Origin of the sequence: Sphingopyxis sp. JAI108 (assembly GCF_013410105.1) — a bacterium.
GTDB classification, from domain to species: domain Bacteria; phylum Pseudomonadota; class Alphaproteobacteria; order Sphingomonadales; family Sphingomonadaceae; genus Sphingopyxis; species Sphingopyxis chilensis.
Genome location: NZ_JACCCJ010000001.1, coordinates 1,661,788 through 1,683,479, shown reverse-complemented (window position 1 = coordinate 1,683,479; position 21,692 = coordinate 1,661,788). Strand labels below are relative to the sequence as shown.

Annotated in this window: 23 protein-coding genes and 3 tRNA genes; 11 read left to right on the top strand and 15 right to left on the bottom strand. The window is 63.8% G+C overall.

The features are described from left to right. Positions 1-17 precede the first annotated feature (17 nt). The 4 genes from HDC29_RS08145 to thyA all read right to left on the bottom strand — a co-directional run bounded on the left by HDC29_RS08145 (position 18) and on the right by thyA (position 4,685). Positions 18-1,331 carry a dihydrolipoamide acetyltransferase family protein gene (locus HDC29_RS08145; RefSeq protein ID WP_179496076.1) on the bottom strand — a complete coding sequence of 438 codons (1,314 nt, stop codon included), beginning with the start codon at positions 1,329-1,331 and terminating at the stop codon, positions 18-20. 4 nt (positions 1,332-1,335) lie between these two features. Next, a complete protein-coding gene (locus tag HDC29_RS08140; protein WP_179497354.1) occupies positions 1,336-2,340 on the bottom strand; it encodes an alpha-ketoacid dehydrogenase subunit beta in 1,005 nt (334 codons plus the stop codon). Between the two features lie 20 nt (positions 2,341-2,360). Then, positions 2,361-3,656: a 3-methyl-2-oxobutanoate dehydrogenase (2-methylpropanoyl-transferring) subunit alpha gene (locus HDC29_RS08135; RefSeq protein WP_179496074.1), complete on the bottom strand. Its 1,296-nt coding sequence runs from the start codon at positions 3,654-3,656 to the stop codon at positions 2,361-2,363. 93 nt (positions 3,657-3,749) lie between these two features. After that, positions 3,750-4,685, bottom strand: a complete 936-nt coding sequence (thyA, locus tag HDC29_RS08130) for a thymidylate synthase (protein ID WP_179496072.1) — start codon at positions 4,683-4,685, stop codon at positions 3,750-3,752. Positions 4,686-4,908: 223 nt separating this feature from the next. Here thyA and HDC29_RS08125 point away from each other — a divergent pair, with 223 nt between their 5' ends. Together HDC29_RS08125 and HDC29_RS08120 are read left to right on the top strand one after the other, a co-directional pair. Next, positions 4,909-5,256 (top strand): JAB domain-containing protein, encoded by a 348-nt coding sequence (locus tag HDC29_RS08125; protein ID WP_373562773.1) that lies wholly within the window; start codon positions 4,909-4,911, stop codon positions 5,254-5,256. Between the two features lie 107 nt (positions 5,257-5,363). Then, positions 5,364-5,440, top strand: a tRNA-Pro gene (locus tag HDC29_RS08120). A 182-nt stretch (positions 5,441-5,622) separates the two neighbouring features. Here HDC29_RS08120 and HDC29_RS08115 read toward each other — a convergent pair. Then, the gene (locus HDC29_RS08115) at positions 5,623-6,498 is read right to left on the bottom strand and encodes an N-formylglutamate amidohydrolase (RefSeq protein ID WP_179496068.1); all 876 of its coding nucleotides are present in this window, start codon (positions 6,496-6,498) and stop codon (positions 5,623-5,625) included. A gap of 139 nt (positions 6,499-6,637) precedes the next feature. Here HDC29_RS08115 and cpdR point away from each other — a divergent pair, with 139 nt between their 5' ends. Together cpdR and HDC29_RS08105 are read left to right on the top strand one after the other, a co-directional pair. Continuing rightward, positions 6,638-7,015 carry a cell cycle two-component system response regulator CpdR gene (gene cpdR, locus HDC29_RS08110; protein ID WP_179496066.1) on the top strand — a complete coding sequence of 126 codons (378 nt, stop codon included), beginning with the start codon at positions 6,638-6,640 and terminating at the stop codon, positions 7,013-7,015. Positions 7,016-7,086: 71 nt separating this feature from the next. Then, positions 7,087-7,161: transfer RNA gene (locus tag HDC29_RS08105), tRNA-Val, on the top strand. 43 nt (positions 7,162-7,204) lie between these two features. On the opposite strand, the gene HDC29_RS08100 is transcribed toward HDC29_RS08105, so the two are convergent. Next, positions 7,205-7,996: an SDR family oxidoreductase gene (locus HDC29_RS08100; RefSeq protein WP_179496064.1), complete on the bottom strand. Its 792-nt coding sequence runs from the start codon at positions 7,994-7,996 to the stop codon at positions 7,205-7,207. 108 nt (positions 7,997-8,104) lie between these two features. Between HDC29_RS08100 and HDC29_RS08095 the strand changes: the two genes are divergently transcribed. The 4 genes from HDC29_RS08095 (at position 8,105) to HDC29_RS08080 (ending at position 13,002) form a co-directional block, all read left to right on the top strand. Beyond that, complete coding sequence (locus tag HDC29_RS08095) at positions 8,105-8,974, top strand: alpha/beta fold hydrolase (RefSeq protein ID WP_179496062.1); 870 nt, start codon at positions 8,105-8,107, stop codon at positions 8,972-8,974. An 85-nt stretch (positions 8,975-9,059) separates the two neighbouring features. Continuing rightward, positions 9,060-9,746, top strand: a complete 687-nt coding sequence (locus tag HDC29_RS19400) for an energy transducer TonB (protein ID WP_306455568.1) — start codon at positions 9,060-9,062, stop codon at positions 9,744-9,746. A 180-nt stretch (positions 9,747-9,926) separates the two neighbouring features. After that, a complete protein-coding gene (locus HDC29_RS08085) occupies positions 9,927-12,227 on the top strand; it encodes a TonB-dependent siderophore receptor (RefSeq protein WP_179497352.1) in 2,301 nt (766 codons plus the stop codon). A 91-nt stretch (positions 12,228-12,318) separates the two neighbouring features. Continuing rightward, positions 12,319-13,002 (top strand): Fe2+-dependent dioxygenase, encoded by a 684-nt coding sequence (locus HDC29_RS08080; protein WP_179496058.1) that lies wholly within the window; start codon positions 12,319-12,321, stop codon positions 13,000-13,002. Here the strand turns inward: HDC29_RS08080 and HDC29_RS08075 are convergent. The 5 genes from HDC29_RS08075 to HDC29_RS08055 all read right to left on the bottom strand — a co-directional run bounded on the left by HDC29_RS08075 (position 12,999) and on the right by HDC29_RS08055 (position 16,269). Continuing rightward, a complete protein-coding gene (locus HDC29_RS08075; RefSeq protein ID WP_306455567.1) occupies positions 12,999-13,931 on the bottom strand; it encodes an FAD:protein FMN transferase in 933 nt (310 codons plus the stop codon). The two genes, HDC29_RS08080 and HDC29_RS08075, sit on opposite strands and share 4 nt — an antisense overlap. A gap of 26 nt (positions 13,932-13,957) precedes the next feature. After that, a complete protein-coding gene (locus HDC29_RS08070; protein ID WP_179496057.1) occupies positions 13,958-14,791 on the bottom strand; it encodes a DUF4198 domain-containing protein in 834 nt (277 codons plus the stop codon). An 18-nt stretch (positions 14,792-14,809) separates the two neighbouring features. Then, entirely contained in the window at positions 14,810-15,340 is a 531-nt protein-coding gene (locus HDC29_RS08065; protein WP_179496056.1) for a DUF2271 domain-containing protein, read from the bottom strand. 11 nt (positions 15,341-15,351) lie between these two features. Next, positions 15,352-15,996, bottom strand: coding sequence for a PepSY-associated TM helix domain-containing protein (locus HDC29_RS08060; RefSeq protein ID WP_179496055.1), 645 nt, complete (start codon positions 15,994-15,996; stop codon positions 15,352-15,354). A 180-nt stretch (positions 15,997-16,176) separates the two neighbouring features. Continuing rightward, positions 16,177-16,269, bottom strand: a tRNA-Ser gene (locus HDC29_RS08055). A 244-nt stretch (positions 16,270-16,513) separates the two neighbouring features. Between HDC29_RS08055 and HDC29_RS08050 the strand changes: the two genes are divergently transcribed. From HDC29_RS08050 to HDC29_RS08040, 3 genes are all read left to right on the top strand, one after another. After that, positions 16,514-17,293, top strand: a complete 780-nt coding sequence (locus tag HDC29_RS08050; RefSeq protein WP_179496054.1) for a DUF1134 domain-containing protein — start codon at positions 16,514-16,516, stop codon at positions 17,291-17,293. 101 nt (positions 17,294-17,394) lie between these two features. Then, positions 17,395-17,778, top strand: a complete 384-nt coding sequence (locus HDC29_RS08045; protein ID WP_179496053.1) for a RidA family protein — start codon at positions 17,395-17,397, stop codon at positions 17,776-17,778. 90 nt (positions 17,779-17,868) lie between these two features. Beyond that, positions 17,869-18,318 carry a DUF6010 family protein gene (locus HDC29_RS08040; RefSeq protein ID WP_179496052.1) on the top strand — a complete coding sequence of 150 codons (450 nt, stop codon included), beginning with the start codon at positions 17,869-17,871 and terminating at the stop codon, positions 18,316-18,318. Positions 18,319-18,333: 15 nt separating this feature from the next. Here the strand turns inward: HDC29_RS08040 and HDC29_RS08035 are convergent, their stop codons facing one another. The 4 genes from HDC29_RS08035 to petA are packed head-to-tail and all read right to left on the bottom strand — an operon-like array spanning position 18,334 to position 21,618. Beyond that, positions 18,334-18,888 carry an adenine phosphoribosyltransferase gene (locus tag HDC29_RS08035; protein WP_179496051.1) on the bottom strand — a complete coding sequence of 185 codons (555 nt, stop codon included), beginning with the start codon at positions 18,886-18,888 and terminating at the stop codon, positions 18,334-18,336. Between the two features lie 28 nt (positions 18,889-18,916). Further along, positions 18,917-19,729: a cytochrome c1 gene (locus HDC29_RS08030; RefSeq protein WP_179496049.1), complete on the bottom strand. Its 813-nt coding sequence runs from the start codon at positions 19,727-19,729 to the stop codon at positions 18,917-18,919. Positions 19,730-19,760: 31 nt separating this feature from the next. Next, entirely contained in the window at positions 19,761-21,047 is a 1,287-nt protein-coding gene (locus HDC29_RS08025; protein ID WP_179496047.1) for a cytochrome b/b6, read from the bottom strand. Positions 21,048-21,060: 13 nt separating this feature from the next. Beyond that, positions 21,061-21,618, bottom strand: a complete 558-nt coding sequence (gene petA / locus HDC29_RS08020; RefSeq protein WP_179496045.1) for a ubiquinol-cytochrome c reductase iron-sulfur subunit — start codon at positions 21,616-21,618, stop codon at positions 21,061-21,063. Positions 21,619-21,692: the final 74 nt, after the last annotated feature.

Below are 21,692 nucleotides of genomic sequence, written 5' to 3'. Positions count from 1 at the left end.
GCAATGACGAAATAGGATCAATCCGCGAACAGCAAAACCGGCGTTTCGATCAGCTTCTTGAGCGCCTGCACATAGCTCGCGGCATCCCAGCCATCGACGACACGATGGTCGCAGCTGATCGAGAGGTTCATCAGCTTCGCGCGGCGGATGTCGTCGCCGTCGAACACAGGGCGCTCGACGATCTTGTTCGGGCCGATGATCGCAACCTCGGGCCGGTTGATCACCGGCGTCGTCGCGATCCCGCCAAGCGGGCCCAGCGAGGTGACGGTCAGCGTGCCGCCGGTCAGTTCCTCGACCTTCGCTTTCCCGGTGCGCGCGGCTTCGGCAAGGCGCGTGATCTCGCTTGCGAGCTGCCACACATTCATGTCCTGCGCGTCGCGGATCACCGGGACCATCAACCCGGCATCGGTCTGCGTCGCCATGCCGAGATGCACCGCGCCATAGCGCGTCACCACGCCGCCTTCGTCATCGTAGCGCGCGTTGATCATCGGGAACTCAGGGATCGTGCGGCAGATTGCGACGATCAGGAAGGGCAGCATCGTGAGCTTCGGACGGCCGCCGCGATTGGCGTTGAGGTCGGCGCGCATCTCTTCGAGCGCGGTGACGTCCATTTCCTCGACATAGGTGAAGTGCGGGATCGCGCGCTTCGACGCCGCCATATTCTCGGCGATCTTGCGGCGCATCCCGATGACCTTGATCGGCTCGTCGGCGCGGGCGCGGCTGGCGCCCGGCGCGTGATAGCCCTGCCCGCTGCTATAGCGAAGGAAGGCGTCGAGGTCGGCGTGGCGGATGCGGTCGCCCTCGGACTGCACCTGACCCAAGTCGACGCCCAGGTCCTTGGCGCGCGCGCGGACAGCGGGCGAGGCGAGGACAGGTCTATCTCCCCTCCCGCTTGCGGGAGGGCTCGGGGGAGGGCTTGTTTCGAAAACTGCCGGAGTGGGCTCAACATGCCCTCCCCTAGCCCCTCCCGCAAGCGGGAGGGGGACTGCTTCCGCAACCGAAATCTCCTCGGCACCCGGCGTTTCCGCCTCGATCTGCTGTTCGACCGGTGTGTCCGCAGGCGGTGCTTCCACTTCGCCTTCACCGTCGCCGTCCGTCTCGATCACGGCAAGCGTCGAGCCAATCGGAATAAGATCGCCGACCTCGCCCGCCAGTTCGACCACCACGCCCGAAACGGGCGATTCCATTTCGACGGTCGCCTTGTCGGTCATCATGTCGGCAAGCTGCGCGTCCTCCTCGACGCGTTCGCCTACACGCACATGCCAGGCGACAATCTCGGCCTCGGCAATGCCTTCGCCGATGTCGGGCAGACGGAATGAATAGCGGGCCATGGCGTCAGTCCTTCAAAATCTTGGTGAGCGCGGTCGCGATGCGCACCGGGCCAGGGAAATAGGCCCATTCGAGGCTATGCGGATACGGCGTGTCGAAACCGGTGACGCGTTCGACCGGCGCTTCGAGATGATAGAAGCAGCGTTCCTGCACCAGCGCGGCAAGTTCGGCACCGAAGCCCGAGGTGCGCGTCGCTTCGTGGATGATCAGGCAGCGGCCGGTCTTCTTTACCGACGCCTCGATCGCGTCGATGTCGAGCGGCAGCAAGGTGCGCAGGTCAAGGATCTCTGCGTCGATGCCCATTTCCTCGACGATTGTCTTGGTGACATGCACCATCGTGCCATAGGCGAGGATGGTCAGCGCCTCGCCTTCGCGCACTGTCGCGGCCTTGCCGAGGTCGATGCGGTAATAGCCCTCGGGCACCGCGCTCGCATCATGCTTCGACCAGGGCTCGACCGGGCGGTCGTAATAGCCGCTGAACGGACCGTTATAGATGCGCTTGGGCTCAAGGAAGACGACCGGGTCATTGTCCTCGATCGCCGCGACCAAAAGACCCTTGGCGTCATAGGGGTTCGACGGAATGACCGTCTTCACGCCGCAGATATGCGTCATGATGCTTTCAGGCGACTGGCTGTGCGTCTGACCGCCGAAGATGCCTCCCCCAAAAGGGGTACGCACCGTCATCGGGCAGATAAAGTCGTTCGCCGAGCGATAGCGCAGCCGCGCCGCTTCGCTGACGAGCTGGTCAAGGCCGGGATAGATATAGTCGGCGAACTGGATCTCGGGGACCGGGCGCAGTCCGTATGCGCCCATCCCGACCGCGACCCCGATGATGCCGCATTCGTTGATCGGCGTGTCGAACACGCGTGTCTTGCCATGCTTTTTCTGAAGACCGGCGGTCGCGCGGAACACGCCGCCGAAAAAGCCGACATCCTCGCCCATGACGACCGTGTTGGGGTCGCGTTCGAGCATGACGTCCATCGCGCTGTTGATCGCCTCGATCATGTTCATCGTTTTGGTCTCGTCCGCCATCATTCGGGCTTCCAGTCGGGGCCGAACTTGGCCTCTTGTTCGGCGAGCATCTGCGCGCATTGTTCCTTGAGGTGCCAGGGCATGTCCTCGAACACATCCTCGAACATCGTCTCGAACGGCTGGTGCATGCCGTGCCCCAAGATGCCGAGCTTTTCCGATTGCTTCTGGGTCGTCTTGACCAGGTCGTCGAGCTCTTTCGCCTGCGCCTCGTGACGCGCTTCATCCCATTCGCCCAGCACGATCAGATGCTGCTTGAGCCGGACAATCGGGTCCCCGAGCGGCCAGGCGGTCGCTTCATCGGCGGCGCGATAGGCGCTGGGGTCGTCGGAGGTGCTGTGGCCTTCGCTGCGATAGGTGAAATGCTCGATCAGCGTCGGGCCGTTGTTGGTCCGCGCCCGGTCCGCCGCCCATTGCGTCGCAGCGTAGACCGCGAGCGGGTCGTTGCCGTCGACGCGCAGTCCTGCAATGCCGTAACCGACCGCGCGCGCCGCAAAGGTCGTGCGCTCGCTGCCGGCAAAGCCCGAGAAGCTCGATATGGCCCACTGGTTGTTCACGACGTTGAAGATGACCGGCGCGTTATACACGGTCGCAAAGGTCAGCGCCGAGTGGAAGTCGCCCTCCGCCGACGACCCCTCGCCGCACCAGACCGTCGCGATCCGGCTGTCGCCCTTCGACGCCGACGCCATCGCCCAGCCGACCGCCTGCGGATATTGCGTCGCAAGGTTCCCCGATACGCTGAAGAAACCGTGTTCGGGCGCCGAATACATGATCGGCAACTGGCGGCCGAGGAGATGGTCGCCACGATTCGAATAGATCTGGTTCATCATCTGGATCAGCGGATAATCCCGCGTAATCAGGATGCCCTGTTGGCGATAACTCGGAAAAACCATGTCGGTCCGGTCGATCGCCATCGTCGAGGCGACCGAGGTCGCTTCCTCGCCCGTGCACTTCATATAGAAGCTGGTCTTGCCCTGCCGCTGCGCCCGGAACATCCGGTCGTCGAACGCGCGGGTGAGCATCATGTTTCGCAACATCGCACGAAGCCGCTCGGGCGAAAGCCGGGGATCCCACTGGCCTTTCGCCTGCCCGTCGAAATCGAGCACGCGAACGAGGCCATAGCAAAGCTCGCGCATCGCGTCGGGCTTGGTCGCCTCGCCGGGGCGCGGGGTCGCATCGACGGCAGGAACCTCGATATCGCCAAAGTCCGGCGTATCGCCGGGGCGATAGCGCGGCTCCGGGATGTGAAGCGACAGCGGCGGCAAATTGCGCGCCGGACGCTGAGGCGTCTCAGGCATATCTTCTTCCCTTCGGACGCGAATCGCGCACCTAGTTATATTTCAACATGACGACATATTATTACGGATGCCATACGAATGCAACGGCGGCCATCAGACCGCGACGGGCGCAGAAATATGCGCCTGCGGCGCATAATTCTCGACCGCAAAATCCTCGAACCGGTAATCGAAAATGCTCGACGGACGGCGAAGGATGCGAAGCTTCGGTGCGCCTTCGGGGACGCGCTGCAACTGCTGTTCGACCAGATCGGCGTGATTGAGATAGAGATGGACGTCGCCGCCGGTCCACACCACCTCATGCGCGGTGAGATCGCACACCTCGGCTATCATCCGCGTCAAGAGCGCCGCCTCGAAGATGTTGAATGCAAAGCCGAGACCGAGGTCGCATGATCGTTGGAAGAGCAGGCACGACAGCCCGCCATCGCTGCGGACGTGAAACTGATAGGTCATGTGGCACGGCGGCAGCGCCATCCGGTCGAGATCCGCGACGTTCCAGCCGGTAAAGATATGGCGGCGCGAGCCGGGATTGTTCCTGAGCGAATCAGTCAGCGCCGCGATCTGATTATGCCCCTGCTCGGCGCGGCGAAAAAGCCCCTCGCCCGCCGGCTCGTAACGCGGCCAGTTCACCCATTGGTGGCCATAGACGGGCCCGAGATCGCCCCATGTCGCGGCGAATTCTTCGTCGGCGACGATCCGGGCCTCGAAATCCTCGGCGCTGATATCCTCACCGCTCGCCTTGCGGTATTTTTCGAGCGGCCAGTCGGTCCATATCTTCACGCCCTGCGAAACCAGCGACCGGATATTGGTATCGCCGGTCAGGAACCACAGCATCTCGCGCAGCGCGGTCTTCCAATAGACGCGCTTCGTCGTGAGCAACGGGATCGCGTCGTCGGCGAGCGAGAATCGCATCGTTTCACCAAACAGCGACCGCGTGCCGACGCCAGTGCGATCGACGCGTTCGTCGCCCTCGACCCAGATGCGCTGCATCAAATCGAGATATTGAAGTTCATAATGGATGGAATCAGGCAAGACTCACTCCCGGTTTATTCCCATCGTTGCTAGGCCTCGCACCGCGAGCGGACAAGGGAGCAGCCGGCGTGACGCCGCAAAGCCTCCGTTGCGGGGCAGTCGGGCATTGGGAATCGCGCGGCCGGAGCGCATGGGTCCGGAGATGACCCTTTTCGAGCCCGTAGGCAAAACCCCGGAGCCCTTCGCGCCGGTCGGATTCGTTCCGTCCCGATCGGAGGATGAGGTGGCGCGCCATTTGTTACGCCCGCTGTTCGAGGATGGCCGCGAAACGCTGCTGCTTGCCGGATTCGACGCGTTCGAGCGTCTCGTCCGTCTCGAATGCGTCGATGGCGATGCAACGGGCCGCTGCGTCATCCCGACGCGAAGCTGGCGGACGTTGCTCGATGGCGGGATCGCCACCGTGATAATGGCCCACAACCACCCGTCGGGCATCGCCCTGCCGAGCGATACCGACATTGGCACGACGCACAATGCCGCGCTTTTTCTGCGGACCTTGGGCGTCGACCTGGTCGATCATCTGATTTTCGTGGCGGACGGTCATTTCAGCTTTCGGACTGCCGAAATGCTTTAGTCACAGCAATCCTCTTCGATGTGCCGATTGGCGCTTGAAGTTCGCAGATTGCGCGTCTAGAGGACCGCCCTGCCTTCGCGGCGACCCCGGTCGGCGCGCAGATCGGTCGGGGAGTAGCTCAGCCTGGTAGAGCACTGTCTTCGGGAGGCAGGGGCCGGAGGTTCGAATCCTCTCTCCCCGACCAATTTCCTGCAAATTGCAGATTCTGCATCGTCACTTCTTGTAAGTCGGCGAACAAGTCCCTAAATTCATCCTACGCCGCCGTGGTTTTCCCCCTTTCCATCGCGGCGAGTGTCCCGTCAGCTTTGGCGCGGACGCGTCCTCCCTGGACCCTGGCCACCTCGTACTACGGTACGAGGTGGTTTTTTATTCGGCGGCTTGCGGGAATATTTCGTTGCCGGGCCGCGCCTGTCCCAGGTCGCCGACAAGGTCAGCGAACCAGCGCGCGAGTCGTCCGATCCGCGCCGTATCGGGCAGGCGCTCGACCGACAGGTAGAGGCTACGATCGATTTCGATCTGCACGGCATGGATCGCATCGGCCGGCTGGCCGTGCGTGCGGATGATATGCCCGCCCGAATAGGGCTGGTTGCGCGTCACGACTTCGCCCAGACGCCCCGCCGACGCTACCACCATATCGATCAGCCATGCGCCCGCGCTGCCGCCGAAGCGGTCGCCGACCACGATTCGGGCGCCATGGCCCGGCTGCCCGGCCGGGATCGAGGGCATCGAGTGCAGATCGATCAGGATCGCGTGCCCGAAGCGGTCCCGAGCCTCCACCAGAACCTCGGTGAGCGCGTCATGATAGGGCCGGTGGAAGGATTCGAGCCGCCAATGCAACGCGGCGCTGTCGATCGGCCGCTTCCACAAAGGGCCGCAATCGAACAGTCGCGTCGGGACAACGCCCAGCCCTGCCCGCTCCTTGCGCCCTGGCGCGGAAAATTGCGCGCGCAACGACATCGCGACCTCGCCGGGTGCCATCTGCCCCTCGCCGCGGTTAAGGTCGGCGACCGCGCGTGCCCACAGCGCCTCCACGACAACGGCCCCCGCACCGGTTGCCCCGGCCGCCAGCAGATCGCACCATCCATCCTCGAGCCGCTCGAGTTGCGATTGCTCGACGCGCGCCGCGGCGAGTATCTCGGGCGGATAGATGCGTCCCGCGTGCGGCACCGACACCACGACCGGCCCCATCACCCGGGGCCGGTTGACAGCGATGGCGGCAGGCGGGATGCTACGGGACTGCATCGCTTACGGGTGGCAAAAAAAGCGCGACGAATCCAGCGTCGCGCGTCAATTTGTTAAATCTCTGACGCTATATCGGATATGGATTAGAAGGCGTGGCCAAGCGGAACCGGCGGCGCCGAAGACCGGGAACAGATTTCGAATGATACGCATATTGCTGGCCGAAGACGACGATGTGATGCGCGAATATCTTGCGCGCGCGCTGACGACTGCCGGTTATCACGTCACCTCGGTCGACCGCGGGACCGCGGCGGTCCCCTATATCGATTCGGGCACCTTCGACCTTCTGCTCTCCGATATCGTCATGCCCGAAATGGACGGGATCGAACTCGCGCAGCATACGGCGAAGGTGGCCCCGCAGACGCAGGTCATGTTCATTACCGGCTTTGCCGCCGTGTCGCTGCGGGCCGAGGAAAATGTGCCGCAGGCGAAGCTGCTCTCGAAGCCCTTCCACCTCAAGGATCTGGTGCGCGAAGTCGACAATATGTTCGGCCGCGCCGACCAGTCGCACCAACAATAGCGCGCATCTTTTTCGCGAAGGGCTTGCCAAGCCGCGCGGAGCCGATTAGGGGGCGCGTCACCCCAAGGGATGGGCGTGTAGCTCAGTGGTAGAGCACTGTGTTGACATCGCAGGGGTCGCAAGTTCAATCCTTGCCACGCCCACCATTAAAAACGCCGCCGCCCCAACGGGTTGGCGGCGTTTTTGCGTTCAGGCCATGCCCTTCATCAAATCACCGCGCGACGCATCGCCGATCTGGCTGCCGCCATCGCAGTCGAGGATCGTGCCGGTAATGTAGCCCGCAGCGGGCGAGCAAAGGAACACCGCCGATTCGGCAACCTCCTCGATCTTGCCCCAGCGTTTCATCGCGATCCGGTCGTAATGCGACTGTCGCGTCGCGGCATCGGGCGCGAGGCGTTTCATGCCCTCCGTGTCGGCGATCGGCCCCGGCGAAATGCCGTTCACCCGCACCTCGGGTCCCCATTCGAGCGCGAGCACGCGAATCAACTGGTTGATCCCTGCCTTCGCGGCGCAGGCGTGGGCCTGCAGCGCCGACGCGTTGACCGCCTGCCCCGCCGTGATCGCGATCAGCGACGCGCCCGGCCGATTGAGCAGGTCGTGACAGCCGCGGAACACGTTGAAGGTGCCGTTGAGATCGATATCGACGACCGTGCGAAACGCATTGGCCGACATGCCCAGCACCGGCGCGAGGAAATTGCCTGCGGCACCCGAAATCACGATATCCATTGGACCGAAGGCGTCCGCCACACGCTGCATCACACCGCGGATCGCGTCATAATCGCGCACATCGCCCGACAGGCCGAGCGCGCCGCTGCCGATTTCCGCCGCCGCGCGCGCCGCCTTGTCGGGATCGCGTCCGGCCACCGCGACCTTCGCGCCGAGTTCGGCGAAGCGCTTCGCGATGCCCAGATTGATGCCGCTCGTGCCGCCTGCGACGAAGGCCGTCTTTCCCGCCAGCAGATTATCCCGAAATGTCGACATCGCGCTCGTCCTCTCTCTCTCGCTGTGGATGGCGATCCGGACGATCCGGGGTTGACGGATCGGAACCAGTCGCCTTTTGAAACTGGAACAGACAGCAAGGACGAACCGATGGCAAGTGCCGGCCCCACCTCGAACAGCTTCATCTCGCAGCGGCTGAAGCTGCATTATGTCGATTGGGGCAACCGGGGCGCACCACCGTTACTGCTCGTCCATGGTGGGCGCGACCATTGCCGTAACTGGGACTGGGTCGCCGAAAAGCTGAAGGGCCGCTATCATATCATCGCGCCGGATTTGCGCGGACATGGCGACAGCGCCTGGTCGCCCGACGGCAATTACGACATGGACGGTTTCGTCTATGACCTCGCGCAGCTGATCCATCAGCTTGACCTCGGCCCGATCTCGATCGTCGCGCATTCGATGGGCGGCAATATCGCATTGCGCTATACGGGCCTCTATCCGGACAATGTCCGCAAGCTCGTCGCGATCGAGGGGCTCGGTCCTTCGCCCAAGGTCATCGCCGAGCGCGCGAAAACCGGCTATGCCGAGCGTTTCCGCAAATGGATCGACGACAAGCGTCAGGCCGCAGGGCGCACCCCGCGCCGCTACGCAACGCTCGACGACGCGCTGGCGCGGATGATGGGCGAGAACAGCTATCTGACCGAGGCGCAGGCGCGGCACCTCACGATCCACGGCATCAGCCGCAACGAGGACGGCACGTGGAGCTGGAAATTCGACAATTACCTCAACGTCTGGCCCGCCTTCGACATGCCGCACGCCGATATCGCCGCGTTGTGGGGTGCGATCACCTGCCCCACCCTGCTCCTATATGGCGCGAACAGCTGGGCCTCGAACCCCGAGAAGGACGGGCGGCTCGAGCATTTCAACACCGCGAAGGTGATCGAGTTCGAAAATGCCGGCCACTGGCTGCACCACGACCAGTTCGACCGGTTCATGTCCACGCTAGACGAATTCCTTTAGACCCGTCGCCGGTTGCGCGCTGCGGCGCGCGATGAGAGGCGGCGCGATGGCGTATACGGGGAAGGTATCGACAAGGCAGCGGGCATTGGCCGGCGCAAGCGCGCTGACGATCGTCGTTGCGGTCGGTTTCGGCCTTGCGAGCGGCCTCGACCTCAGCCTCGTTCGCAAGGCGAGCGAAGCGATCACGACGATCGCGATCCCCGCACCGCAGCAGCCGCGCTCACAGGCTCGGCCAGCGAAGACACCAAGCGAAAAGGCCAGCGGCAAGGCGTCGGCCATCAACAAGAAGGCCACGGCCGCAGCGGTTGCCGCGCCGCCGCCCAAGCTGCCACCGGTCATCCCACCCGTCACGGCCGCGCCGAACCCCGGCGCAGGGAGCGATGCGTCGGCGGGCGCCGCACCGAACTCCGGACCGGGATCGGGAGCAGGCGGGCGCGGCGACGGCACCGGTGCCGGCGGCGCGGGAAGCGGCACCGGCGGCGGCACCAGCGCCGTGTGGCGGAGCGGCGCGATCCGTGACCGCGATTATCCGCGCGAAGCAAGCCGCGCGAGGGCGGGCGGCGAAGTCGAGGTGCGGTTCACGATCGAAGCGAGCGGCCGCGTCAGCGGCTGCCGCGTGACGCGATCAAGCGGCGATGCGTCGCTGGACCGGACGACCTGTGCCCTGATCGAGGCGCGCTTTCGCTTCAAGCCTGCGACCGATGCCGCGGGCGACCCGATCGCGAGCCAATATGGCTGGCGGCAGACGTGGTGGCTCGAACCGCCGCGCTAGTTCGCGCATCCTGCAATCGCCAACTTATCGCGAATGCCTCGCAATATTATTTGACTCTGCGATTAACTCGCAATAGCGGCGCCTCGTCCATAACAAAAAGGGGTAAGAGCCGTGAAGCCAACGACGTCCGCCACTTTCCTGGCGCTCTCCTGCGTCGGCAGCCTGATCAGCACTGCGGCCATGGCGGCCGATACGGGTGCCGACGCGTCTTCCGAACAGCAGTCCGAGCGCGAACGCCGCGACGAACGCGAGCAGATCATCGTCACCGGGCAGCATTATCAGACGCAGCAGGAATCGCCGAAATCGACGCGTCCGGTGCGCGACACGCCGCAAACGGTGACCGTTATCACTGGCGAGACGATCGAGCAGCAGAATCTGCTGACGCTGCGCGACATGCTCTCGACGGTCCCCGGCATCACCTTTGGCGCAGCCGAAGGCGGCTCACCGCCCGCCGATTCGATCAACTTCCGCGGCTATTCGGCGGGCAGCGACATCACGCAGGACGGCGTGCGCGACAGCGCCGCCTATAACCGGTCGGATTCGTTCAACCTCGAACAGCTCGAAATCGTCAACGGCGCCAATTCGGTGCAGAGTGGCGCCGGATCGGTCGGCGGATCGATCAACATCGTCACCAAGCGCCCGCTCGACGAGACGCGCGTCGTCGGCACCGCGGGCATCGGCACCGACAATTATTACCGCGGCACGGTCGACGCGAACCTCCGCGTCAACGACCTGATCGCGGTGCGGCTCAACGCGATGGCGCACAAGAATGACGTGCCAGGACGCGATGTCGATAACTACAAGCGTTGGGGCGTCGCGCCGTCGATCAGCATCGGCATGGCGGGACCGACCAAGCTGACGCTGCAATATCTGCATCAGGAAGACGACAATATCCCGCAATATGGCGTGCCCTATTACGATGGCCTGATCCCGGGCGTCCACCGCAGCGATTATTTCGGTTACCGCAATGTCGATCGACAGGAAATCACGGTCGATCAGGCGACCGCGATCGTCGAACATGAATTCAGCGACAACTGGTCGATCCGCAATCTGGCGCGCTGGCAGAAGGTCAGCCAGCTGACCGTCGTGGGCCCGCCGCAAGGCACTTATTGCCTTTCGACCGGTGTGACGCCGCGAGGCGACAGCTGCACGATCAACGTCAACGGCTTCGGCAGCTTCACCGTGCCCGACGGCTATTATTACATCGGCGGCCCGCGCGGGACGCTCCGCGATTCGACGAACGAGCTGATGTACGACCAGGTCGACCTGCGCGGCACGTTCAACACCGGCGCGATCGAACATACGCTCGTTGTCGGCGCCTCGGCATTGTGGGAGAAATATACGCTCAACAACGGCAATGCGCTGCGCAACGCCGACGGCACGCCCTTCTATAGCCGCTATCCGCTGGTCAACATCGCCAACCCGAACGAGGTGGTCGTCGGCCCCGCGCTCCCCGACGGCTTCTCTTATGGCAGCAATGTCTATGAAGGGCCGGTCAATTTCACCTACACCGGCCGCCAGCGCGGCGAGGTCGACAATTATTCACTCTATCTGTTCGACGCGATGAAGCTCGGCAAGTTCGAACTCAACGGCGGTGTCCGTTATGAAAAGAGCAGCGGATCGAACCGCAACGGCTTGGGCATCACGACCCCGACCGAGTATAGCGACAACCTCTTTTCCTATCGCATCGGACTCGTTTACAAACCGGTCGAGGCCGTCACCCTCTATGCCGCCTACGGCAATTCCAAGACGCCCTCGCAGGCGTCGGTCAACGGCAGTTGTTCAGAGGCCGCAACCAACGGCAATTGCAACGTCAAACCGGAAAGCGCGAAGAATTACGAGATCGGCGTGAAGGCCGAGGTCGCGGGCGGCCGCCTGCTGCTGAGCGCCGCGGCGTTCCGCAACGAGCGCGACAGCTATCGCGTCAATTCGGGCGATCCGACGCTGCCCGATCAGGTGCTCGACGGCCATTCGCGCGTCGACGGCATCGCGCTGAGCGCCGTCGGGCAGATCCTTCCCGGCTGGTCGATCACCGCCAACTATACCTATCTCGACAGCGAGATTTTGCAGTCGGTGTCCGATTACTGCCTCGCCAATCCCGGCGAAGGCGCCTGCACCAACTCGCCCGCCTTCCCCGATCCGGTCGCCGGCGCGCGGATCCAGAACACACCCAAACATTCGGGCAGCCTGTTCACCACCTATGAACTGCCGTTCGGGCTGAAGATCGGATATGGAGCGACCTATCAGGGCAAATTCACCTTTAACCTGCCGACGGCAACGGCCGATCCGGAGCTGTTCCAGTCGGACGATTACTGGGTTCACAACGCCTATCTGGCCTATGATTTCACCGACCGGATTTCGGCACAGCTCAACGTGAAGAATTTCACCGACAAGCTCTATTTCACCCGCATCCGCAACAATGGCTGGGCGACCCCCGGCGACGCGCGGTCTGCGGTGCTGACCCTGACGGTCGGGCTTTAACGAACCTTGCCGGGAGCGGCCCGGCGCCGCTCCCGGCATTGATCCCCGGCACAAGCTGTGGCAGCGCCGGAGGGTAAGGAACACACTACCGATGCTGATTGCCGTTCCCGACCTGCTCTCCCCAGCCGAAGTGGCGGACATCCGCGCGATCATCGATGCCGCCGAATGGATCGACGGCAATGCGACGTCGGGCCACCAGTCGGCGCTCGCCAAGCAGAACGAGCAATTGCCCGAGGATGGCGAGGCCGCCAAGCAGGCGGGGCGAATGATCCTCGAAGCACTCGGCCGCTCCCCGATCTTCTTCGCCTCGGCACTTCCGCTCAAAATCTACCCGCCGCTGTTCAATCGTTACGGGGCCGGGCAGCTATTCGACACGCATGTCGATAATGCGATCCGCCTCAAGCGCGGCAGCGATTTCCGCATCCGCAGCGACCTGTCGATCACCGTCTTCCTCGAAGCGCCCGAGGATTACGACGGCGGCGAATTGCTGATCGAGGATCATTATGGCGTCCAGCGCGTCAAACTGTCCGCCGGTCACGCGGTCGTCTATCCCTCGTCGAGCCTGCACCGCGTCACGCCGATCACGCGCGGGCGGCGCGTCGCCTCCTTCTTCTGGCTGCAATCGATGGTCCGCGATGCCGAGAAGCGCCGGACATTGTTCGACCTCGATCGCGCAGTGCAGCGGCTGACCGGCGAACTCGGCGGCAAGGACCGCTCGGTGATCGAACTCACCGGCGTCTATCACAATCTGCTGCGGCTCTGGGCGGACAGTTAATCCAGCATCGCGCGCCACGCGCGCGAGACATATTCGCGGTCGCCCGCGACCACGCACGCGGCCAGTTCCTGCTTATCGGCCAACGCTATCGCTGCTTCGGGGCCCAGCACGGTCAACGCCGTCGCCCAGCCGTCGGCGATCATGCAGCTGCGGTGCAGTACCGTCACCGATGCGACGCCGTTGACGATGGGGCGTCCGGTCGCGGGATCGAAGCTGTGCGAATAATGCTGACCACCCGCGCTGAAGCCCCGCCGATAATTGCCCGAGGTCGCCACCGACAGGTCGTGCAGCGCGATGCGCCACGGCGCGAGCGATGCCGTCGGCGGCATTTCTACATCGACCCACCAGGGCTGTCCGTCTGGACGGATCCCCTCGCCACGCAGTTCGCCCCCAAGTTCGAGCAGGAAGTGGCGCACGCCGATGTCGAACAGCCAGTCGGCGGCAAGATCGACGGCATAGCCCTTGGCGATCCCCGAGAGGTCGAGCGCCGCGCCTTCGCCGCGCCGGATGCGCCGCGTCGCGCGATCGAAATCGATCGTCCTTGCGGCGGACGCGCTGGTCGGGGGCGGCGCACTATCGACAGCCCCCGCGCTGCCGAAGCCCCATGCTTCGGTCAGGCGGCCGAGGCCCGCGTCGAAAGCGCCGCCACTGGCGCGCGCGATTCGAAGCGCCGCCTTCACGACATGGGTGAGTTCGTCCGGCACCTCGCGCCATACGCCGGCGCGCGCGCGATTGAAGCGCGAGAGATCGGATTCCGCTTCCCACTGGCTCATCTGTTCGACAACGAGAGCAAGCGCCGCCTCGACGCCGTGCAGGGTCGAGGCGGGCGGCGCCACCGCCTGCAGCGACCAGCTCGTCCCCATGCTCTCGCCGGCGAAGCGTTCGATCCCTGCCCGCGCGTCGCACCCGGCGAAGGCGGCAGGCGTCAACGCGCGAGGGATCAATATGCGGTCGGTCAGGGCGCGAGTACCTCGATCGTCGTGACATAGCTCGCGCGGCGCTGCGGCCCTGCCAGTGCCGCGGCGCCTTCTTCGCGCGCCGTGCGCGGCGTCGTGACGTTCAGCCAATAGAGGCCGGGGCCCGTCCAATTGATCTCGATCTTGCCGTCGCTACCCGTCTGAAGGTCCATCTGGCCGAGCTGGTCGCGATAACGGATGCCGCCGGGGATCACCGTGACGGGCAGGCCCGCCGCGGGCTTGCCGTCGAGCAGGAACTGGAACGTCGCCACCTCGCCCGCGATCAGGTCGTTCGGATGCGTGACAGGGACCAGCTCGATCCCCTTCCCCGTCGGTTCGAACAGCGTCACGGTCGGCTCGCCGACGGTCACGAAAATCTCGTTGCGATTGTTCGCTTCGGCGGTCCGCACATTGGTCGCGCCCGCGGGGATACGCTCGGCGAGGTTCGCGGTCGTCGTGCCGCGCGGCAGGCGCTCGGTCTTGCCGTTCAGGTCATAGCTGCCCATCACGCCGTCGGATACCGACGCGATCCGCCACGTCCCCTTCTGCGTCAGATGGACGTCGAAGGTGCTGCGATAGCGCCCGGTCGCCTTGTTCTCGATCGCCGCCTCGCTGCCGTCAGGCGCCCATGCCTTCAGCGCGTCGAGGCGCATCGGATGATGTTCGAAGTAGAAAAGATCGTTCGATATCGCGGCGTCGACCGTGACCCAGACATCGTCGCCCGACAGAACGGTCGACGACGGCAGCATCCACTGACGGTGCGCCGATGCCGGGACGGTGGCGATCGCGGCAAGCGCCGCCCCCGCTGCGAAGCCCCAAAAACCCTTGTTCATCACCCTGTCCTTTCCTGCTTAACGGAAGGAAACCGAGACGGCCCCCAATTCACTTTTTCCCGCGGCGCGTCCGCCCGCTCCGGCCTTTGCGGGCCAGGTAAAGGGGATACGCAGAAGTTCGCGGCCACCCACTTCGCGGGCCGCCTCGATCACCAGCATGTACTGGCCGGGCGCGGACGCGCCGAGCTGCGCGCGCGTGAAGGAGATTTTGTGCGCGCCCGGTGCGCGCGTCGCGCCGGTGATCCCGTTCGCGGGGAAAGTCATCGAACGGCCCGCGGCGCGCCACCACTGGCGCACGTCGCGAAGCCACTTCGTGCCTTCGTTCGCCTTCATGTCGTAATCGTACCAGACCGCCACGGTCCTCGGCTTCGCGCCCTCCTTCTCGACCCAGATCGCGACATAGGGCTTGTGATATTCGGCGACCTTCAGCCGCGGAATATTGACCGCGACGTCCATCGTCCCCGGCGCGGCGGCAAATAAGGGCGCGGTGAGTATGGCACCAAGGCCGATCGTCCCGCCGACGATGCGCGCTGGGGTGGTAAGCTGCATGAAGGGTCTCCCTAGTGGATGAAGATGGTCGCGATGGCGGCGGGAATCGCGAGCCCCAGCCCGACCAGCGGCCAGGTGCTCCGGCGCTTCGCCGAATGAAGCTGGAGCAGGAACAGGCCAGTGACCGCGAAAACGAGGCAGGCGAGCGCGAAGACGTCGATGAACAGGCTCCACGCGCCACCCGAATTGCGACCCTTGTGGAGATCGTTGAGGTAGGAAATCCAGCCGCGGCTGGTGACCTCGCTCGTCGCCTTGCCGGTCGCCAGATCGATCGCGACCCACGCGTCGCCGCCAGGACGCGGCGCGGGCAGATAGACTTCGTCGGCCGACCATTCGGCCTCAGCGAACGCTTTGACGGGAAAGCGCTCCTCGACCCAGGCGGCAACGGCGGTCGGCAACGGCGCCTTTTCAGCCGCGGGAACGGCCGCCTTCAGCGCCGTGAGCATGGTCGGCGGCATCGTCGCCGCCGCTTCGGTGACCACCGGCGCAGCTTCGATATCCGCCGCGTGGTTGAGCGTGAAGCCGGTGATCGCGAACAGGAGCAGGCCGATCAGGCTGACGGCCGAGCTCATCCAGTGCCACATATGCAGCTGTTTCAGCCAAAAGGCGTTCCGGCTCTTCCGGGCCGCCGGGCGTTGGGATGTCGGTGCGTGCATCGAAGGTTTCTGCGGCGGGTTCCGGAGGAGCGGGATGCGAGCGGCATTATCGCGAACGATTCTCAATTACAATAAAATTTGTGAACCACGCGAAAAATGCCGCGCGCGCGGCAGCGGCCGGGCGAACGCATGGCCGGCAGGCAGCGGCGGCCTATGGTTTTCGATCGAAAGGGAAGTAGGTGGCGGAGACGGAGGGATTCGAACCCTCGGTACCGGATTTACCAGTACGACGGTTTAGCAAACCGTTGGTTTCAGCCACTCACCCACGTCTCCGCATGGTCTGCCGCGCTAACGGCAGGTTTGGCCTAGGCGGGTCGCTATAGCCATGCGCCTCGCGCCCCGCAACGGCAAAGATTGTTCAATTTTATGGGCCTTGCGCGCATTTCGTCGCTCGAATGATTCGGTCCGGCGTAAATTCGACTCAGGTCATCGCCCGTTCATTGCCCCCGCGTCAAAGCGAGTCATGATTAACGTAGATTTCGGCGCAAAGGTGCCGCTCGATTTTTGGGGGTCCAATATGCGGAAGACGTTCACCAGCCTTGCTCTTGCAGCCTTGGCCTCGCTCGGACTTGCATTGACGCCGCTGCCGGCGGCGGCGCAGATGCGCGAGATCGATCCCAGCAACACGCAAATCGACTCCGATCTCGACAGTCCCGCACCGCCTGCGACAACAAGCGATCCCTACAGCGAGCCGTCGTATGACAGCGACCTTGCGACCGGCGACCAACAGACGAGCGAAACGCCGGTCGACGGCGGCACGACGAGCGGCGACACCGCCGATATGACCGCCACCAGCGTCGCCACCGACGATGGCTCGACCTATAAGCAGGACGACCTGATCGGTGCGGCGGAAGGTGTGTTCGGCAAGGGCGCACAGGGTCTCGCGGGATTGATCGAGGATATCCTCAAGAAGCAGGGCGAACCCAACGCCTATATCGTTGGCCGCGAAGCTGGCGGCGCGCTCGTCCTCGGCGTGCGCTACGGTTCGGGCACGCTGCACCACAAGATCGAGGGCGAGCTGCCCGCTTATTGGACCGGCCCGTCGATCGGTTTCGACGCGGGCGCGAACGCCGGCAACACCTTCGTCCTCGTTTACAATCTGTTCGACAGCGAGGATCTCTACAAACGCTATCCTGCGGGCGAAGGCGCCGCCTATCTAGTCGGAGGCTTCAACGCGAGCTACCTGCGCCGCGGCGACGTCGTGCTGATCCCGATCCGGGTCGGCGTCGGCGCACGGCTCGGCGCCAACGTCGGCTATATGAAGTTCCGCAAAAAGCAGAATTGGGTACCCTTCTGAGAATTGGCCCGTTTGCCACGGGGGCGACAGCCCGCGCTTCGGCGCGGGCTTTTTCTTTGTGCGGATGATATCGGGGACCGCCCCATCCGGAGATCGACGACATGACATCGAAGCCCGCCAGTGACCCGCACTATTCGCCCTTCACGGTCGGCGGCGGCCTGATCTTCGTCTCGGGCCAGCTTCCTCTGCGGCCGGGCCGCGATTCATCGCTGGCGGATGCACCGTTCAAGGCACAGGTCGAGCAAACATTGTCGAACCTCGAAAACGTCCTGCATCAGGCCGGTGCCGACCTTTCACAGGTGATCAAGACGACCGTCTATCTCAGCAGCATTGCCGACTGGGATGAACTGGACATCCTGTACCGGCAATTCTTCGGCGAAACGCGACCCGCCCGAAGCGTTGTCCCCACCGGCCCGCTCCATTTCGGATTCCGTATCGAGATCGAGGCTATCGCGCTCTCGGCCAAGGCCCAGGCATCCGGATAATACCCCCGGCGACGGACGCCCCTGACTGTGATATCAAGAGAGCGACTTTGACGTGCCGGCCCGCCGCACGCAACCAGTCGGGGAGGCATTATGTCGGTCGAACCCTTGCATCATGACCGCCGGCTTTCGCCGTTCGAGCGGAGCCCGATCCTGACCGGGGTGGCCGTCGGCGTTGCCTCGCTGCTCCCACACGCATTCCTGTCGGCGCAGGCATCGCTCGCTTTCGCCGCGATTCTGATCGCGTTGATTGCCGGTATCTATTTCGGGTTTGCCGTCGTGAACGGATCGCCCCGCGACCAGCTTGTCGAATTCAACGTCACCGGCGCCTTCGCCATTGCGGGGCTGCTCGGCTTGCTGCACTGGCCCCTCCTGTTGCCGCTTGCCTATTTCGGCCACGCCGCGTGGGATTTCGCGCATCACCGTCGCGCGCATCTGCCGCTCGTGGCGATCCCGCAGTGGTATGTGCCTTGGTGCGTCGTCATCGACGTCATCGTCGGGACCGGCTTGCTGTTGATCTGGCGAAACCACGGCCTGATCTAAAATGCGCCGAAGCGCCTAGTCGCCGTCGAAGGCGATCAGCGTTTCGCAAGCCAGTCCGGCTGCATCGAGCCGCTGCGACCCGCCAAGATCGGGCAGATCGATCACGAACAGCGCCGCCGCCACCTCGGCACCGACGCTGCGCATCAGCGCTGCGGTGGCGAGGATCGTGCCGCCGGTCGCGAGCAGGTCATCAACGAGGATGACGCGATGCCCCGGCAGCACCGCGCCATCATGGAGTTCGAGGCGATCGACGCCATATTCGAGTTCGTAATCCACGCCGATCGTCACGCCGGGCAGCTTGCCCGCCTTGCGTACCGGAACGACGCCAAGACCCATGGCGGTCGCCATCGCGGCGCCGAACAGAAAACCGCGCGCCTCGACCGCGACGATGAGATCGGGGCGGTAGGCCGCGGCGCGCGCGCTCAGCCGGCGCACGCTCTCGCTGAAACCGGCGGCATCGCCGATCAGCGTCGTGATATCGCGAAACTGGATGCCCGGCTTTGGAAAGTCCGGGATCGTGCGGACGAGTGACGCGAGGTCGAGGTCCGGCTGGGGCGGGAGGGCGATCATGACGTCACAATCGCCCTGCCCCCGTTTCTCAATGCTTCTTGTCGGCCCAGATGTTCCGGTACGACAGATAGGTCAGTACAGTGAAGATCAGCAGGAAGAAGAACACCGCATAACCGACCTGGATGCGTTTGATCAGCTTCGGTTCGGCGGTCCAGACGAGGAATGCCGTCACGTCCTTCGACATCTGGTCGACGGTCGCCTGGGTGCCATCGGCATAGGTGACCTGGTTCGGAGCCAGCGGCGGGGCCATCGCGAGGTTGAGGTTCGCGAAATAGGGGTTGTAGTGCAGCCCCGTGCCCGGCTTCAGCTCGGCCGGCAGGTTCGCCGGCGGGTTCTGGAACCCGGTCAGCAGCGAATAGACATAGTCCTTGCCGCCTTCGCGCGCCTTGGTGATCAGCGAAAGGTCGGGCGGCAGCGCATTGTTGTTCGCGGCGCGCGCGGCGACTTCGTTCGCGTAGGGCGACGGGAAATAATCCGACGGCAGGCCATCGCGCGTCGCCGGTTCACCCGTGTCAGGGTTGATCGACGGGACCTGGAAGCCCCTGGCGAAAGTCTTGATCTGCCCTTCGGTGTATCCGAGGTCCGCAATGTCGCGGAAGGCGACGAGGTGCAGGCCGTGGCAGGCCGAGCAGACTTCCTTGTACACCTGCATCCCGCGTTGCAGCTGCGCCTTGTCCCAATGCGGCAGCAGGATGCCATCGCTGGCGAGCTTCAGATGCTTGGGGTGCTTGTGAAACTCGTGCGCGACATTGGGTTCATTCTTGAGCGGCGTCGTGAAGATCGCGAGCACCAGCGCGGTAATGAAACCGAGACCGACGAGAAAACCGAGCGGACGAACCATGGCTGTATCAGCTCCTATTAAAGTCCGGCGCTCAGGCCGTTGCCGAAGCCGACGCGGTGTCGGTGGCGTGTTTGGCGAGGACCGCTTCGGTGATCGAATTCGGCATCGGAAGCGGGCGTTCGATCCGCGACACGATCGGCAGGATCACCAGGAAGTGCGCGAAATAATAGATCGCACCCAGCTGGCTGAGGATCACCCACGGCTGTTCGGCGGGCTGCATGCCGCACCAGCCGAGGAGCAGTACGTCGGCGACGAGGACCCAGAAGAAGATGCGGTACAGCGGGCGATAGTTCGACGACTTGACCGGCGAGCTGTCGAGCCAGGGCAGGAAGAACAGCAGCGCGATCGAAGCGAACATCGCGATGACGCCCCACAGCTTCGCGTCGATCCACAGGAAGTTGAAGGTGAAGGCCTTCAGGATCGCGTAAAAGGGCAGGAAATACCATTCGGGAACGATATGCGCGGGCGTCGAAAGCGAGTTTGCCGGAATATAATTGTCGGCATGGCCGAGCGTGTTCGGGCTGAAGAAGGTCAGCGCGACAAACACGAGCAGGAAGACGCCGACGCCGAAGCCGTCCTTCGCGGTGTAATAGGGGTGGAACGGGACGGTGTCCTGTTCGTCCTTCACCTCGATGCCCGTCGGGTTCGAAGAACCCGGGATGTGCAGCGCCCAGATGTGCAGGATGATGACACCCAGGATCACGAACGGCAGCAGATAGTGCAGCGAGAAGAAGCGGTTGAGCGTCGCGTTGTCGGGAACGAAGCCGCCAAGCAGCCATTCGCGCACCGGCTCGCCGACGAGCGGGATCGCAGAGAAGAAGCCGGTGATCACCTGCGCGCCCCAGAAGCTCATCTGGCCCCAGGGAAGCACATAGCCCATGAAGGCGGTCGCCATCATCAGGAGGAAGATCACTACGCCGAGCAGCCACACCATTTCGCGCGGCGCCTTGTACGAACCGTAATAAAGGCCGCGGAAGATGTGGAGATACACGACGATGAAGAACATGCTCGCGCCGTTCATATGCGCGTAGCGGATGAACCAGCCGGCATTCACGTCGCGCATGATATGCTCGACCGAATTGAACGCGACGTCCGCATTGGCGGCATAGTGCATCGCCAGAACGATACCGGTGATGATCTGGATCATCAGCGCGGCGCCGGCGAGGACGCCGAAGTTCCAGAAATAGTTGAGGTTGCGCGGAACCGGATAGCCGGGTCCCGTGGCGTTGTAGACCAGCCGCGGGATCGGCAGCTTCTCGTCCATCCACTTCATCAGCGGATGTTGCGGCTCATAGGGCTTGGCCCAGGGAAAGCTCATCTTATCTCGCTCCTCAGCCGATCGTCACGACGGTATCGCTGGTGAATTCATAGGGCGGCACGACCAGATTCTTGGGTGCCGGCCCCTTACGGATGCGCGCCGCGGTGTCATAGTGCGAACCGTGGCACGGGCAGAAATAACCGCCATAATCGCCGCGATTCTCACCCTCGGCGGCGCCGAGCGGCACGCAACCGAGATGCGTGCAGACGCCGAGCGTGATCAGCCAGTTTTCCTTGCCGGGCTTGGTACGCTGGTCGATCGTTTCGGGGTCGCGCAGGTCGCCCATCGGGACGGCCTTGGCTTCGGCGATTTCCTTGGCAACGAGGTTGCGCACGAACACGGGTTGCTTGCGCCAGCTCGTCTTGATCGCCTGACCGGGTTGAATCGCCGAAATGTCGATTTCCGTCGACGACAGCGCGAGCACGTCGGCCGACGGGTTCATCTGGTTGAGCAGCGGCAGCACCACCGCCACCGCACCGACACCAGCGAAACTCACTGCCGCAATATTGATGAAATCCCGGCGGCGTACGCCATCTTCGATACCGGCGTTGAGTTCAGTTTCACTGGCCATTCGATTGCCCTTGTATGGGTGAACCACAAAGATTCTCGAAGGAATGACCGCCCCTGTTGCACGCGCACGAAAGC